13 protein-coding genes and 1 pseudogene are annotated in these 15,493 nt (G+C 51.0%); 4 read left to right on the top strand and 10 right to left on the bottom strand.

Annotation, left to right across the window (positions count from 1 at the left end; translation table 11 throughout):
- Window positions 1-5: 5 nt before the first annotated feature.
- The 9 genes from cybH to LHL20_RS18825 form a co-directional block, all read right to left on the bottom strand.
- Window positions 6-764: a Ni/Fe-hydrogenase, b-type cytochrome subunit gene (cybH, locus tag LHL20_RS18865; RefSeq protein ID WP_071978378.1), complete on the bottom strand. Its 759-nt coding sequence runs from the start codon at window positions 762-764 to the stop codon at window positions 6-8.
- A 35-nt stretch (window positions 765-799) separates the two neighbouring features.
- On the bottom strand, window positions 800-2,608 hold the full coding sequence (locus tag LHL20_RS18860; protein WP_020745479.1) for a nickel-dependent hydrogenase large subunit: 1,809 nt from the start codon (window positions 2,606-2,608) through the stop codon (window positions 800-802).
- Window positions 2,608-3,684, bottom strand: a complete 1,077-nt coding sequence (locus LHL20_RS18855) for a hydrogenase small subunit (protein ID WP_020745478.1) — start codon at window positions 3,682-3,684, stop codon at window positions 2,608-2,610. Before LHL20_RS18855 ends, LHL20_RS18860 begins: the two co-directional genes overlap by 1 nt.
- A 343-nt stretch (window positions 3,685-4,027) precedes the next feature.
- The gene (hypF, locus tag LHL20_RS18850) at window positions 4,028-6,331 is read right to left on the bottom strand and encodes a carbamoyltransferase HypF (RefSeq protein ID WP_071978377.1); all 2,304 of its coding nucleotides are present in this window, start codon (window positions 6,329-6,331) and stop codon (window positions 4,028-4,030) included.
- Window positions 6,331-7,782, bottom strand: a complete 1,452-nt coding sequence (locus LHL20_RS18845; RefSeq protein WP_020745474.1) for a nickel-dependent hydrogenase large subunit — start codon at window positions 7,780-7,782, stop codon at window positions 6,331-6,333. The genes hypF and LHL20_RS18845 overlap by 1 nt, the downstream gene beginning before the upstream one ends.
- A 32-nt stretch (window positions 7,783-7,814) precedes the next feature.
- Window positions 7,815-8,810 (bottom strand): NADH ubiquinone oxidoreductase 20 kDa subunit, encoded by a 996-nt coding sequence (locus tag LHL20_RS18840; protein WP_020745473.1) that lies wholly within the window; start codon window positions 8,808-8,810, stop codon window positions 7,815-7,817.
- Window positions 8,803-10,131, bottom strand: a complete 1,329-nt coding sequence (locus LHL20_RS18835; RefSeq protein ID WP_071978375.1) for a PAS domain-containing sensor histidine kinase — start codon at window positions 10,129-10,131, stop codon at window positions 8,803-8,805. The genes LHL20_RS18840 and LHL20_RS18835 overlap by 8 nt, the downstream gene beginning before the upstream one ends.
- A 127-nt stretch (window positions 10,132-10,258) precedes the next feature.
- The gene (locus LHL20_RS18830) at window positions 10,259-10,897 is read right to left on the bottom strand and encodes a GNAT family N-acetyltransferase (protein ID WP_020745470.1); all 639 of its coding nucleotides are present in this window, start codon (window positions 10,895-10,897) and stop codon (window positions 10,259-10,261) included.
- Window positions 10,898-11,262: 365 nt separating this feature from the next.
- The gene (locus LHL20_RS18825) at window positions 11,263-11,625 is read right to left on the bottom strand and encodes a DUF3192 domain-containing protein (RefSeq protein WP_020745469.1); all 363 of its coding nucleotides are present in this window, start codon (window positions 11,623-11,625) and stop codon (window positions 11,263-11,265) included.
- A gap of 215 nt (window positions 11,626-11,840) precedes the next feature.
- Between LHL20_RS18825 and LHL20_RS18820 the strand changes: the two genes are divergently transcribed.
- Window positions 11,841-12,125: a hypothetical protein gene (locus LHL20_RS18820; protein ID WP_071978374.1), complete on the top strand. Its 285-nt coding sequence runs from the start codon at window positions 11,841-11,843 to the stop codon at window positions 12,123-12,125.
- Here the strand turns inward: LHL20_RS18820 and syd are convergent.
- Window positions 12,122-12,670, bottom strand: coding sequence for a SecY-interacting protein (syd, locus tag LHL20_RS18815; RefSeq protein WP_071978373.1), 549 nt, complete (start codon window positions 12,668-12,670; stop codon window positions 12,122-12,124). The two genes, LHL20_RS18820 and syd, sit on opposite strands and share 4 nt — an antisense overlap.
- A gap of 122 nt (window positions 12,671-12,792) precedes the next feature.
- Between syd and queF the strand changes: the two genes are divergently transcribed.
- From queF to LHL20_RS18800, 3 genes and pseudogenes are all read left to right on the top strand, one after another.
- Window positions 12,793-13,635, top strand: coding sequence for an NADPH-dependent 7-cyano-7-deazaguanine reductase QueF (queF, locus tag LHL20_RS18810; RefSeq protein ID WP_071978372.1), 843 nt, complete (start codon window positions 12,793-12,795; stop codon window positions 13,633-13,635).
- A gap of 44 nt (window positions 13,636-13,679) precedes the next feature.
- On the top strand, window positions 13,680-15,182 hold the full coding sequence (locus LHL20_RS18805) for a GGDEF domain-containing protein (protein WP_071978371.1): 1,503 nt from the start codon (window positions 13,680-13,682) through the stop codon (window positions 15,180-15,182).
- Window positions 15,179-15,394 (top strand): annotated as a pseudogene (locus LHL20_RS18800) (pyrimidine/purine nucleosidase domain-containing protein); the annotation flags it as partial. The gene LHL20_RS18805 and the pseudogene LHL20_RS18800, both read left to right, overlap by 4 nt.
- Window positions 15,395-15,493 lie beyond the last annotated feature (99 nt).

Below are 15,493 nucleotides of genomic sequence, written 5' to 3'. Positions count from 1 at the left end.
GAGCCTCAATCCGGCTTATCGTCCTTAAACATCCGCCAGCCGCTGATCATGGTGGAGATCAGACTTTGACGTGACATGATGTCTTCACGAATTGCCACATAGACATGGATCATAATAAAAGTGATCAGATACCACATGCCCAGGCGATGCCAGGTATGCACATCCTGACTCTGGCCAAACAGCGGGATCACCCAGCCAAACAACGTATCCTGCCAGCTTCCCTGCCCGGCACCTTCACTGTAAAGCGCAAAGCCTGTGAAGATCATAAAGATCATGCCGAGGATGAAGAAAAAGAACATGCCCAGTTGTGCCAGCGGGTTGTGACCGATGTACTTCTTGGGCGTCTTTTCCATAAACAGGTACCAGCGTACCTCGTGCCATACCTCTTTCCACCAGGCTTTCACAAAAAACTTGGGGAAGAACAGTTCACGGGAATGATGGTTCCCTACCAGTGCCCAGTACAACCGGCCGATAAAGCCCACGGTTACCACGTAAGCCGCGGCAAAGTGGGCAAAGCGAATGTAACCCATCAGGAAATTATCGCTGGCTTCCCCCGGTAAAGTGGGTAAAGGCTGACCGATAAAATACCCCGTCACGCACAGCGTGATGATGGAAAACACGGTTATCCAGTGCCATAAGCGCACTGGCGCCTCATAAACATAGACCGCGGTTTGACGGCGGGTGATAACCTTCTCATCACCACTGTGATGGTTATCCGTAAGCTGACTTCTCTCAACAGCTTTGCTTTTCACTGACGTAGACATAATTGAGTCTCCAGAGAGAGCAACAGAGTGCTCTCTTAACGAATTTTCACTTTAGTCAGTTCCTGACCGTCTTCACTCATTACGTGTGTGGAACAGGCCAGACACGGGTCAAAGCTGTGTAAAGTTCGCAGGATTTCAACCGGCTCATCAGGGCGCTCCATGGGCGTATTAAGCAATGACGCTTCAAACGCACCGATATTGCCTTCTGAATCACGTGGAGAACCATTCCAGGTAGTCGGTACCACTGCCTGATAGTTTTCAATTTTACCGTCTTTAATCTTAATCCAGTGACCCAGTGCACCGCGCGGCGCCTCGTTGGTGCCCACACCCTTGGCTTCTTTCGGCCAGGTTTTTGGATCCCATTTTTCCACATTGGCGGTAGAGGTATCACCGTTTTTAATGTTATTGACCAACTGATGCCAGTCATCCAGCATAGAGTCGACACACAGCTCAGAATCCAGTGCTCGCGCCAGGGTTCGGCCCAGCGTTGAAGGCAGGAACTGTTTTAAACCGAGGTCCATACCAGTGGCCTGGTTAAACGCCGACAGTGAGCGGTCAACTTGTTCCTGAACGTACTCTTTGCCAGAAGCATAAGCCACGATGTAGCGAGACAGCGGGCCCACTTCCATGGCATGACCTTTCCAGCGCGGTGATTTAATCCAGCTGTACTTAGCGCTTTCATCAAGCTCTTTAATATTTGTTTTGGTGCCTTTAAAGTTTGGCCCCAGTTCAAATTTCGCTTCTGTTTCACCGTCCCAGGGGTGCAGGCCTTTAGCGCCGTTAGCATACTGATACCAGCTGTGGTCCACGAACTCCTGAATTTCATCCGGATTACGCACATCCACCGGGTGTATCTCATCCCAGTTGCCATTGATAATCGCGCCAGCCGGAATGAGGTCGGTGGATTTATCGCCCGGTACCACTGTGTGCGTACCATAACTCAGCACGTTAGAAGCAGCCAGACCGCCGCCGTACAGCCAGTCTTTATAAAGCGTTGCAATAGCAATCACGTCCGGAATATAAACGTTCTTAATGAAGGCTTCGGCCTCGCGAATACGCTCCAGCACAAAGTTCAGGCTGGTCATATTGACTGGCGCGCCGGATGAGCCGGTACCGTCGAGATTAATCGCACATGGCACACCGCCAACCATAAAGTTAGGGTGTGGGTTCTTACCGCCGAAGATAGTGTGGATCTTAACGATCTCTTTTTGCATATCCAGCGCTTCAAGGTAGTGCGCCACCGCCATCAAATCCGCTTCAGGCGGCAGTTTATAAGCCGGGTTACTCCAGTAACCATTAGCAAATAACCCTAACTGGCCGCTTTCGATAAACTTCTTAATGCGGGTTTGCACGTCGCGGAAATAACCCGGACTGGACAGTGGATGTGACGACGATATTTTCTGCTGTAGGGCAGAGGTAGCTTTCGGATCGGCTTTCAGCGCATTAACCGGGTTCACCCAGTCCAGCGCATGTAGGTGATAAAAGTGCACCACATGATCGTGGATATTCAGGGTCTTATCCATCAGATGCCGAATAAGGTGCGCATTTAACGGAATATCAATGCCCAGCGCATCTTCTACCGCACGCACACTGGTGAGTGCGTGACAACCGGTACACACTCCACAAATACGTTCAACGAATGCCCAGGCATCACGCGGGTCACGGCCTTTTAAAATGACTTCCAGACCTCGCCACATGGTGCCGGTGGATACCGCATTGCGGATAATGTTGTTGTCGTCAACGTTAACCTCGCAGCGCATGTGACCTTCAATACGTGTCACCGGGTCCACCACAATACGGCGGCCAGAACTGTCGAGTAATTTAGAATTTAACGGCGTGTTCATTATTCTTGTTCTCCCTTATGCTGCGCGCGTTTCACCGCACTAACGGCAGCATGGGCAGCAATCGCTGCACCTACACCACCAGCAACGGCAGTGCCTACTTCATCAGCGTTCGATTCGATACCGAACTGGTTAATGTCAGTCAGACGGTCATAGAAGGAACCTTTGTCCCAGAAGCCATCTTCGGAACAGCCGATACAACCGTGGCCGGCCTGAATTGGGAAGGACGTGCCTTCGTTCCAGCGTACGGTTGAACAGGCGTTATAAGTTGTTGGCCCTTTACAACCCACTTTGTAAAGGCAGTAGCCTTTTCGCGCGCCCTCGTCATCCCACTGTTCAACAAACTGACCGGCGTCAAAGTGCGGCCGGCGATAACATTTGTCGTGGATACGCTGGCTGTAAAACATCTTCGGACGTCCCTGACGGTCCAGTTCCGGTACCTTGCCGAAAGTCAGCATATAGGTAATTACGCCGGTCATTACCTCTGCAATGGGCGGACAACCCGGCACTTTAATGATGGGCTTATCTTTTATCACTTTATGAATAGGCACCGCCTGAGTGGGGTTTGGACGAGCGGCCTGAACGCAGCCCCATGAGGCGCATGAACCCCAGGCAATAATGGCCGCCGCGTCTTTGGCGGCATGCTTAAGCTGGTCAAGGAATGGCTTACCACCAACGATACAGAACATGCCGTCTTCATTCAGCGGCGGATTACCTTCTACAGCCAGGATGTACTTACCCTTATACTTCTGCATGGTCTCTTCAAGAATCGCTTCGGCCTGATGGCCTGCTGACGCCATTAACGTATCGTCGTAATCCAGTGAGATCATCGACAGTACAACGTCTTTCACCAAGGGGTGTGCAGAGCGAATAAAGGATTCAGAACAACAGGTACATTCCAGTCCGTGCAGCCACAGCACGGGGGTACGCTCCTTGGTCTCCATGGCATTGGCAATACGCGGTGCAAACGCAGGGCCCAGGCCTAATGCAGCAGCAGTCAGGCTACAATACTTCAGAAAACTGCGACGGGTAATCCCCTGTCGCCGCATGACTTCGTAAAAGGTCTCTAATTGGGACATTCGGTCCTCCGGCAGTGATACCGCTGAAGTTACACTTACCTCAAATTTGCACGGCCAATCGGTCTTGGTTTTTGTTCTGATGTAAGTTGCGTTCAGCTATTATTTTTCTAATAACACAGCGTGGTGTTTTGTTAGTACGCACAAATCAGAATGCAAACAACAGACCAACTACAAAAACCATTTATTTTCATAAAGTTAGAATAAATCGAGAGAGAGTTACCTGAAGTCTACTTACCACTAGAAGAGGAAAGCGGAAAGTCTTTTTACACTGTGTTAACGGTGTTTCCAGACAGTAATTAATGAGGGGATGGCAGAGCAGAAGCTATGCCGGATAAAGCTGATTTTATTGATTTTTTGCCAGAGCAACCAGGGCCTGACCAAAGGCTATCCCGCCGTCATTCGCCGGCAATTGCTGATGCGTAAGGACTTTAAAGCCACTTGACTGCAAGGTATCCTGCAGCGCCTCACTAAGCAGCAGATTTTGCATCACACCACCGGATAACACTACGGTAGTAAAGTCGTAAGCCGCTTTTAACTTTAGCGTCATCTCACTAAGCGCAATCACCAGCCCTTTATGGAAAGCCATTGCCATTGCAGCTTTGCTCCGTCCCTGGCGTAAATCCGTTATAATCTGCTGCCACATCGCCTGAGGCACTACTTGATTATCAGTAATCCTGAGATGATAAGGTTCAACATCTTCCTGGCAGGTCTGAGCCAGCGATTCCAGCCGGATTGCAGCCTGCCCTTCGTAGGTTATTTGTGCCGGGGCGCAGCCAAGCGCCGTCGCAACGGCGTCAAACAGCCGGCCTGCAGAGCTACTCAGCGGGCAGTTTAACTGCATTGTCAGCATTTTTTCGAAGCTGTTGCACATGGGGTCTGCAAACTGTGGGCAAATATCGGTCATTTCTGCCAGTTGCCCGGCAGTGAAGCATTGTCGGAGCTGAGCATACAGCGACCGCCAGGGTGACTTGATCGCCTGAGCGCCACCAATTAAGGGGACCGGCGCTAGTGAGGCTATCCGTTTCATGGCAGCATAACCACCATATAAAAACTCGCCGCCCCACAGGGTCTCATCGGTGCCGAAACCGGTGCCATCCAGGCATATTCCGAGTACTGCATCGCCGGCCAGCGGATACTGATTGTCGCCCAGACAAGCGCCAATGTGCGCATGGTGATGCTGTACCCGGGTAAGGTGATTGCCCTGCTCTTCCAAGCTTACACCATGTTTTGTGGACAGATACTCCGGATGCATATCACAGACGTAATGTTCAGCAGCGTTTTCGTACAGCTCGCGATAAAGCTGCAAGGTGTGCAAATATTCATCGAACGTACTGGCATCGTGCAGATCGCCAAGATGTTGGCTAATCACCGCCCGGCCATCCTTAATCAGACACAGGGTATTCTTTAACTGGCCGCCCAAAGCGATAAGCGTCTGCCCGGCAGAGAAACCTGATGGTAACGGTAAGCTGGCAGGCGCATACCCGCGCGCGCGGCGCAGTATTTGTGTACCGTATTTACCCGCCACCACCACCGAATCATCCAGGCGGTTGTGGATTGGCCGATTGTGCAACAGCAACACATCGGCAATGTTATTTAACTGAGAGCGAGCCGCATCATTGGTGATCGCCTGGGGTTCCCCGGAACGATTGCCACTGGTCATTATCAGTGGAAAGTCTACCTCTGCCAGGAGCAGATGATGTACCGGCGAATAGGGTAACATCACACCGATTTTCGTATTGTCAGGGGCAACCGATGGCGCAATTTTATATTGCTCCGGGTTTTCCTGCCGGGACAACAGCACAACCGGCGCAGCAGGATGCGTTAACAGCGCCTCATCCTGCTCGTTAACTCTGGCAAACTGCCTGATTGCCTCAATATTCGAGGCCATTAATGCCAGCGCTTTATGGGGGCGCTGTTTTCGTTCACGTAATCGTTTCACTGCCTGTTCATTAGTGGCGTCACACGCTAAGTGAACCCCGCCAATCCCCTTTATCGCTACGATTTGACCATCCCGTAATGCCTCACCGAGGGCCTGAAACGGCGTCTCACTGGCGACTGGCTCACCACCGGGTGTTTCCAGCCAGCAATGAGGGCCGCAATCAGGGCAGGCATTTGGCTGGGCATGAAAGCGGCGATCGGCCGGGTTGTCATATTCCTGCTGACAAGCCGCACAAAGGGTAAATTCCACCATGGTGGTGGAGGCACGGTCGTAGGGAATTTGCCGGATAATACTCAGCCGCGGGCCGCAGTTGGTACAATTGATAAACGGATAATGATAACGGCGATCACCAGGCTGGAACAGCTCTGAAAGGCAATCCGGGCAGGTAGCGGCATCCGGTGCACAGCCGGTAGTAACGATCCCCGACTGAGATACGTCTATTGCAAAGGATGAAAATACAGGTAAATCCAACGCCTCTTGATGCATTGCATCAATCCGGGCCAGTGGCGGTAACTGCTGCAACATCAGCTCAGCAAACTCACCAGCCTGCGCCGCACTGCAATTAAGCTCAACTATAACGCCACCGGTATCGTTGAAAACCCGCCCGGTGAGCTTTAACTCTGTTGCCAGACGCCAGATAAACGGGCGAAAACCCACGCCCTGAACAATCCCGTTAACGCGTAAGCGCATTCCTTTGCTGTGTGGCATTAATGCACCGTGCAGGCCATACAGGGATCGAAAGAGCGGACAATATGTTGTACCGACACCGGTGTTTTCTCACCGTTCATTACCGGCGCGCCAACGACCGCCTGCTCCAGCGCACCGGGCTGTTCGTGTTGATCCCGGGGCGAAAAATTCCAGCTGGTCGGGGCGATGATCTGATAGTTACTGATCTTACCGTTTTTCACTTCCAGCCAGTGACCTAAGGCGCCCCGAGCTGCTTCAACCAGGCCAACGCCGGAGGTCTCGGCGGGCATTTCACCGTGATGACAAAAGGGCGCGGTAGGATCAATTTGCTTAACCCACTCTTCCATTTGCCCTACCACAATGGCCACTTCAAGCAGTCTGGCCACCACCCGGCTTAACACATTGCCACCATGGCGGCTTATCATGTCTCGCATCAGCGGGTGACCGTTAACTACCTGTCGCGCCAATGGCCCGACTTCCACCACCTCGTGACCTAAGCGGGGCGCCTTACACCAACTGTATCCCGCCTCGTTATCCAGCGTTGGCTGGGTAATTCCCTGCGCCGGCGGATGCGGATGGTCGGTGTCACTCATCCAGCTATGGGAGTGATCTTCGACTATTCGGGCGATATCCAACGGACTTGTCTGGCCATCTCTGTAGCTGCCAGCAGCCCACATCGGCTCATCAAGAGCACCATAAGCGCCGAAGCTGAGAAAATGATCCGTTGCCCTGCCAAGCTGGTGTAATTGTTGTACTTCAGCCACATGCAAAAAACGGCGGAAGTCAGAGCTGTGCCAGGGCTTTTGCTGATACCACTGCCATAATTCGGCTTCGCTTTTAAGCTGACTAATGGTGGTCAGACTATCGCCAAATAAAGTACTTTCGAGAAAACGCTTAAACCCGGCAACGATGGCCAGTAAACGCATGCGCTCTTTGGGCTCAATCGCTTTGGCTACCCCACCCGGCTGTAAACTCAGGGTGTGTGGCCACTTGCCGGCCATCAGCCCCATCAGGTGCAGAAAATCGGCCCGAGCTGGCAACATCTGCGTTGAGGCAGAGCCTGCAGTGGCTTTAAACCGCCCCTGAATATCACCAAACCAGCTAGCGCCAGCGTATGTGTCGCGGGCAAAATCGGGCATAAAAAACAGATAAAAATGCGTGATCAGATCGGTAATGTTTTCACTTGCCAGCACTAAGTTGGTACACAGCTCGCCGTTTTTCGGCATACTCAGTCCCATGGCATCAGCTAACGCCCGGGCACTGGCCACCGACTGGGTAACCGAGCAAATACCACAGATCCGCGGCGTATAAACCAGCGCATCCATGGGTTTGTGGCCCAGTAAAATTCGTTCAAACCCACGATACAGCGGCGAGTTTACTTCAGCTCGCTGCACTTTATCTTCGCCGGTTTCCAGGGTGATTTCCAGGTCCCCTTCCACGCGATTAAAGGGGCCTGCGACAATTCGGCTCATACTGCTACTCTCTGACTGCACATACTGATGGTTCAGCCTTTGCGTTTATGAATGGTGGGCGGATAAATTAGCTGCTCGGCAATGGCATTCTTTTTTAACCGTTCAGGCGTGGCCGCTTTAGACAATTGCGCCAGGGCAACAAACCATGCTTTGGGCATATCGGTTGGCAGGCCAACCGGGATCCCGGCAATTTTGGGCGTTTGGCAAAAACTGTGGCCCGGTTCTTCAAATTCGGGGGCGGTGCAATTAATACACGGGTAGCCACCGTTGGTACAGGAGCCCTGGCCATTCCAGGGCCGGCTGTTACAGTCAGCATGCGCCTGGGTGCCTTTACACCCCATATTTTCCATCATGCAACCGCGATCGCCCATATCCACCGCACTGGCTTTATATTCATAGAATTCGTTGCGGGAGCAACCATGATGCACCAGGTGATCGGCGTACATACGCGGACGACCAAACTTATCGAGTTGCTCATCATTGTGCTCACCCAGCGCTATGCTCATCAGGGTTTCGGTAACCCAGTCAGGGTGCACCGGACAACCGGCGATATTAACCACCTGATCGCCACTTTGCGACGTAAAATCCTTACCCAGCAGACCGCCCGCCATTTCGCCATCAAATTGCAGGCCCGTGGCATCAGTATCATTGGCACCAGCTGCCGTAATACATCCGTAGGCCGCGCAGCTACCAACGGCAACAGTGTAGCGGGCAATATCCGCCAGCGCTTTTACCCACTCAATCATAGGTTTGCCGGTACCGCCCAATATGTGAAACTTACCGGTGCCCATGGGGCCGGTCATCATAGAGCCTTCGATACAAAGAATATCCAGAATAATGTCACCGGCCAGGATCCCCTCGAGCATGGCAATACACTCATCACCGGTGGCTTCGCTTAATGATGGATGCCAGAGCAGATTGATGCCCGCATTTTCAAACAGGGTCAGGACATCGGGGGATTCGGCATTGAGTAACGACATGGAACAGCCGCCGCAACCACCGGATTGCAGCCATAACAGATTAAGCATCAGCGGACTCCCGGTTAGGTAAAAACAGGCTAGCGATTGCACCGCCATCGATATGATTGTCGATGGATAATTCGCCATTATGTTGCGAAACGATACCATAACTAATTGATAAACCTAAGCCTGTTCCCATTCCAACTGGTTTGGTTGTATAAAAAGGCTCAAAAATTTGCGGCGCATCGTCGGCGCTGATCCCAGATCCGGTATCCCTTATGGTCAATAACACGCCATCATTATCTGCACTGGCATTGATGGTTAATCTGCGCGTCTCGGAAGCAGCCATGGCATCTACCGCGTTTTCGATCAGGTTGACCACGACCTGATGGATCTGCCCGGCATGGCCATAAGCTTCCAGTGGTCGGGGAATGTTGTCTACCACCTCAACCGCAAAATCACTTTCTTTCATTATCCAGTGTAAAGCGGTATGCACCGCGTGACTGAGGTCGAAAGACGCTTTCTCCGACACCTGCGCAGACGAGAACTGACGTAAATCATTGACGATTTCTTTTACTCTGTCTGCGCCTTCCATGGTGCCATCCACCAGCGAATTGAGATCTTTGATGGCCTTTTCCAGACGCATGTTTTCACGCATCTCGCGCAGCGCGTCACGGCTTTCACCGCTGGCTACCGCATCAAAGTAAGTGCTGAGTTTATCGGTGTAACGACGTAACACGTGCATGTTGCCATACACAAAGCTGATGGGATTGTTCAGCTCGTGGGCTACACCTGCCACCAGACGACCCAGAGAAGCCATTTTTTCTGACTGAATAAGTCGTTGCTGGGCGAGCTGTAATTCAGCATGGGCAATATTAAGCTCTTTATAGGCTCTTTGCAGCTCACCAAGAGGGCGTCCTACCAGCACCATGCCCACAGACTTACCGCGGTGATTTAAGCGCGCCGTACAATTTACCGATAACGGTACACTGCCCGACTTGCCCTGTAATTCCAGCTCGTAGTCGCGCACAGACTGAGCACGCAGGCGTTCGTAAAAGCCCTGTACCTTGTCGTGCAACTCCGGGGCGATAAAGGTTAAAATAGAACGACCAATCAGAGCCGATTCAGACTCCCCCACCAGCTCGGTTAATGCCCGGTTTACGCCTTCAATGATACCGTCGTTATCACACACGACGAGCACATCGTTCATAGCACTTTGAATACTGTCAGAAAAGCTTTTGGCCTCTTCCAGCTCAACGTTTTTTTCTTCGACTTCGACCTGTGACTGCACCAGATCCGCATAGGCTTCATCCATTTTCTGGATGACACTTACCCAGGCATCTTCATTCTGAATGGCTTGTACCGGATTGAAGTCTAAAGAGTCTGACATATCTGCAGCGTGTAATTATCTATACAGGCACTATACCTGACGGGATTCGGCCCGCAAGGCTGACAAGGCATTTTCTCGTTAAAAGCAGGGCGGATTGCTCGCCCTGCACGGTATTCCCGGCGAACGATTAAGGCCTTGGACGGAACATAACCTGCCCGGTTTTATTAGCAATTTCCACCTGCGCGACTTTTTGATAAAAGCCGTCAGAAAAGAACGTTTCATATTTAGGTACTGTCACAAATACGCCCACCCCTTCTGAATCACGATGCTCAAGTAAGACACTGTCGATAGCCCGCATCAGCAGATGACCAAGACCGTGTGACTGATAGTCCGGATGCACCGCAATGAACGACAGCAGATGATACTTTTCAGCTGGCATGGCAGAACGAATTTTTTCCTCTTTCTCGAGCATTTGCCGGGTGCCGTAATACCCGGTGGTCAGCAGCATTTTTAACCGCCAGTGCCAATAACGCCCAGCCCCTGCAGCATTGTCTGGCCCCGTGAGGCAGGCAACAGACAATAATCGCCCCTCATCAAACAGGCCAATAATGGGTTGCTCGGCTTCCCAGAATGCGGTGAGTTCTTCGCGAATAGCCGACCGTAACCGCGATTCGTAGCCTTCTTTTTCACTCTGGAATATTTGTAAAAAAATTGGATCGTCGTGGTAGGCGTTGTAAATGATGGATGCAGCCACTTTCAGATCTTCCGCTGATAAGTATGCTGCTCTGATTTTATCCAGGTTTTGTTGGATTTCCGCTTGTACCATAGCCTGTCTCCCGTGTTGTGGTGATGCGTAAACGCCTGTTTTGCGACCCGGGCCGCCCTCTCACTCAACCGCTCAGCGCTGCCGCTGAACAACAGCAAACTGAAAACAACAAGATTGGTCTTAAGAGATACGTAATAGACGCACAAAAAGTGCATCAGTTCCCCACTCTAGCCGAAAAAATAACACCATGTAAATATACCGTTAACAATATTTATACATTTAAATAAGTTTAGCGATGATAATTGAGTACAGTGATCGGGCAGGTAGTGCAACGAGCCATCATTAATGATGGCCGGCCAGACAGCAACAAGCCCGATAAACGGGATGTTTATCGGGCTTGTCAGTAAGTGTAAACGGTGGGCGGATTAGATTTTACGGACCGCTTCTTCACCCCAACCAATTAAGCGATTATCTTTGAAGACCAGGGGAGTACACTCGTCCTTGGTGGTGATACCGTCGTCCTCGGTACGCTGCGTGCGATAGTAAAGAATCCGGTAAACGTGATCGCCCTCGCCTACCATTTCGTTGAAGTCGGCTACACCCATCTTACGGGTAACGTCTTCAAAGTGCGCATTCACTTCCAGATTGCTGATATGTTTACGATTATTATACTCACGCTGCTCCCAGCTGGCCTGGTAATGTTCTTTGTCATCACCTCCTACGGAAATGACACAACCAGACAGTAACATGGGTGCTACCAGAGCAGTACAAAGCATTAATTTTTTCATAGTGGTTCCCTGTTGAAAAATAATAAGTCACTAATGAACTTCAGGTAATCAAGAATGAGGCCAACTATAACTTATTGAATTTTAAAGAAATTAAAAAATAACCACTTGGCGGCGGTGCTAACTATCGGTATGATTAGCGAAATTTTCGTTGTTTTGACTAACTGACTAAAGGCCAAGCCCGCCTGGTGTGTTGGTCACCAGTAAAGAGTAAATGCATGTCCTCTAAAGAAAACCATAAAACCCTGGTCGAAATCTGCCATTTATTGGCGGCCGAGGGCTTAACGCCGGGTGTAGGCTTATTGCGTGGTAAAGCGCCTTTCAAGGTAAGCGTGCTGGACGCCATTGAGGCGATAAAGGTCTTTAATCAGCAGAATGTGCAGGTCAAAGCCCAACCCAAAACACCGGGCGACAAAGAGCGCATCGCTGAGCTGGAAAAACGGGTGGAACAGTTAGAGCAGGCCCTCGCGGTGATGGAGAGCCGGCTGGCAAAGCTCAGTTAAACGGCTGGCGTCAGGCCATCAATAAAGGTCGCCAGATCAGGTGCCAGACAACGAGTGGGCAATTTCCCCACCTGTTCCAGTACTACCTCACCTGAGGCATTATCTACAGACAAAATAAAGTCGTCTTCATCGGTTAAGCCAAAAAATAACGTGGGCGGCTGTTTTAGTCGCTGCTTCATTAACAAATGGCCAATCAGGTTTTGTTGTAGTCGCTCGAAGTCCTCTTCACTGCAAACCTGCAATAATTCACAGTTGCCTTGTTCAGCCTTAACCGGCAGATTAAAACTCCAGTAAGTGGTAAAGAATTTGCAAAATTGCTCGTTCAGCGTGATGTGCAAGGCGTTTTCGATATTGGCAAAGGTATATTCACCTTCCATCGGCACGGGCTGCCAGGTGCAGGGCTCTCCCTGGCTGGCGTTCCCCACATAACAGGGGGATGCTAATTCCGCTTCAAACTCAGTGGTCATCAGCGCGGGATGAGACGCTGCCGCTTGTTGTAAATCGCGCATTAACTTATGCAATGATTGTTGAACTATATTCTCCATTGCGATTCCATATCAGGTATACTAAACCTCTATAGTAAAGAATTTATGGCACTTTAAACACCAGCTTGGCATATTGAATGCGCGTGCCATGATTAATCAGTGGTAAAAAGTTACAGGACAGCATGACAGTAAAGCACTCTTCGTCACCGTCTCTTCCCGCCAACCTGACACTGGGTCAAAAGGTTGACTACATTGAACAGTACACGCCTGAGCTGTTGCAAGGTGTGCCGCGCTCGCTAAGCCGTGAACAAATTGGCGTTTCACAGCCCCTGCCTTTTGGCGGTGTGGATATCTGGAACGGTTATGAGCTTTCGTGGCTTAATCCGAAAGGCAAACCGCAGGTCGCCATTTTGCAATGCCAGGTGCCAATTGATTCGCAAAACCTTATCGAGTCTAAGTCTTTCAAGCTTTATCTGAACAGCTTCAATCAGTCGGTATTTGGCAGTGCAGATGAAGTGGCCCGACACTTAAGCAAGGATTTATCGGCCTGTGCCCAGGCACCGGTTAAGGTGCAATTATTCAGCGCCGGTCAGTTTGGCGCCCTTCACCTTGGTGAACTCGACGGCACCGTGATTGACGATCTGGACATTGAAATCAATGCCTATGAGCCGAGCCCGGAGCTGCTCACAACCGGCGACCAGCAGGTTTCTGAAACCCTGGTGAGTCATTTATTAAAGTCTAATTGCCTGATCACCAGTCAGCCTGACTGGGCCAGTGTGCAAATTCATTACGAAGGCGCGGCTATAGACCACGCCGGACTGCTGGCTTATCTCATCTCGTTTCGCCGGCATAATGAATTTCACGAGCAGTGTATCGAGCGAATTTTTTGTGATTTAATGAATCGATGCAAGCCGCACAAGCTAGCAGTCTATGCGCGCTACACCCGCAGAGGCGGATTGGATATCAACCCGCTACGGGCGAATTTTGATTTCAATGTATCGAACAATCGGTTAGCCCGGCAGTAGCATGCCGGCGGTTATTTTTGGCTAATAAGGAGCTTGCATAACACATGGAAGCGAAACAACTCCAATCGCTGCGCGCTCACAGTGAGCAACTGGCAGGATTTATAGTCCGGCTCACCAGTTATTATGAGGGATTATCGGCAGAGATTGATAAAGAGTTACAGTCTCTGCGCGGTCATTTAAGTGGCAAGATTGATTTCACTCTGGCCACCCTATCCATGAATAAAGTCAACCAGCTCATTATGCTGGAACCCTACTCAGTAAAAACCCTGACTCAGGCCTGGCTTCGCCAACTGGAAGAAGACATCCAGGCATTTCAGCGTCTGGTGACTGAGCCGGCGGCCCGCAGCCAGGCAGCCAAAGCCAGTAGCGCCCTGAAAAAGCCCATCAATGGCATCAGTGCCGTGCTGCCGCTCTATCAACAGGTATTAAAGTGCTATCAATCCGGCATGGGCAATGCTGAAGAGTCAACGACTGACAACCAACCCAATAACCGAACGGTACAGCTTAAACAAAACCTCATCGATGAGCTCGGTCAGTTGGTACAAACCTATATCCGGGTCAACCCGGAGGATGACTACATCGCCTCCCTGCAGGAGAGGCTTGGCCAGGGGCTTACCGAAGAAGAGTTACTGAATAGCTGCCTGATCCTGATCCGGGTAATGGTTCAGGAAACCCTCACCGAGGCCAATACGGCCGGTAAAATTATTCAGCGGCTGAATAATGCCCTGGGTAATATTAACGGTGACGTGCAATCCAGTATCTCAAAAAGTGCCGAGAGTTTTGAGGCGCGCCAGTCTCGCAACCAGGAATTGCGAAACGTGCTGGAAGACATGGAAGACGCCCTGGAAGGCGAAAGCAATATCGACGACTTAAAGCAGCAGGCGCAGCACTACTTGGGCCAGATGGCTAACTCACTCAGTGCCGGTGAAGAAGCCGAGCGTCAGGAACAGGAAGGCCTGATGTCACTGCTGGTCTCCATGCAGCAACAGCTCTCATCGCTGCAGAAACAAACCGACTCATACCGTAAAAAGCTGGTTGAACAGCGCATAAACATGTACACCGATCCGCTCACCCGGGTGCCCAATCGCATGGCATATAATGAAAGGGCTTCAAAAGAATGGGATCGCTGCCAGGCCCAGAACAAGCCACTGAGTATCGCGGTAGTCGACGTGGATCACTTCAAACGGATCAATGATAAATACGGCCACGCCGCCGGTGATAAAACACTCCAGGCCATAGCACGCCACCTGAAAACTAACCTGACCAGCAGCGAGTTTATGGCACGCTGGGGCGGTGAAGAATTTATTATACTGTTGCCCGATCATGCCAGCGATAAACTGTTAAATCGCCTGAATGAGTTGCGCGAGGGGCTGGCTAAGCTACCCTTTAAATTTAAACAAGAGCGCCTGACAGTCACAGCCTCCATCGGCGGTACTCAGTGCCGTACCGGGGAGAAGCTCGACGCCGCCTTTGAGCGGGCCGATAAAGGGCTATATAAAGCAAAATCCGGTGGTCGGAATCAGGTGGTCATTCAGGATAACGAATGAAAAAAATTCAGCTAAACCCTGTAGGTTGGATGAGCCAACTCTCCCAACTTGAAGTCAGCAAGCTTGAAGACACCACAAACAGTAACCTGTATCAGCTCTTCCGTAACTGCTGCCTGGCAGTGCTTAATAGCGGAGTGGATGAAGACAACTACGAAATGTTGTTTGCCCCCTACGAATCCTTCGACATTCGGCTGATTAAACGGGAACGGGGCTAACCGGCTCCAGTCCGCCACTTTCATCGAGCAGGTGAATTTGTGGATGCTGTTCTTCTATTGCCTGAGCAAGGCTGGCCGGCAGCCCGCCCTCTGATA

This window comes from Alteromonas sp. McT4-15, from assembly GCF_020515205.1.
In the GTDB taxonomy this organism is placed as follows: domain Bacteria; phylum Pseudomonadota; class Gammaproteobacteria; order Enterobacterales; family Alteromonadaceae; genus Alteromonas.
Note: the sequence above shows the minus strand (reverse complement) of the source record. Positions and strands in the feature narration are given on the sequence as shown.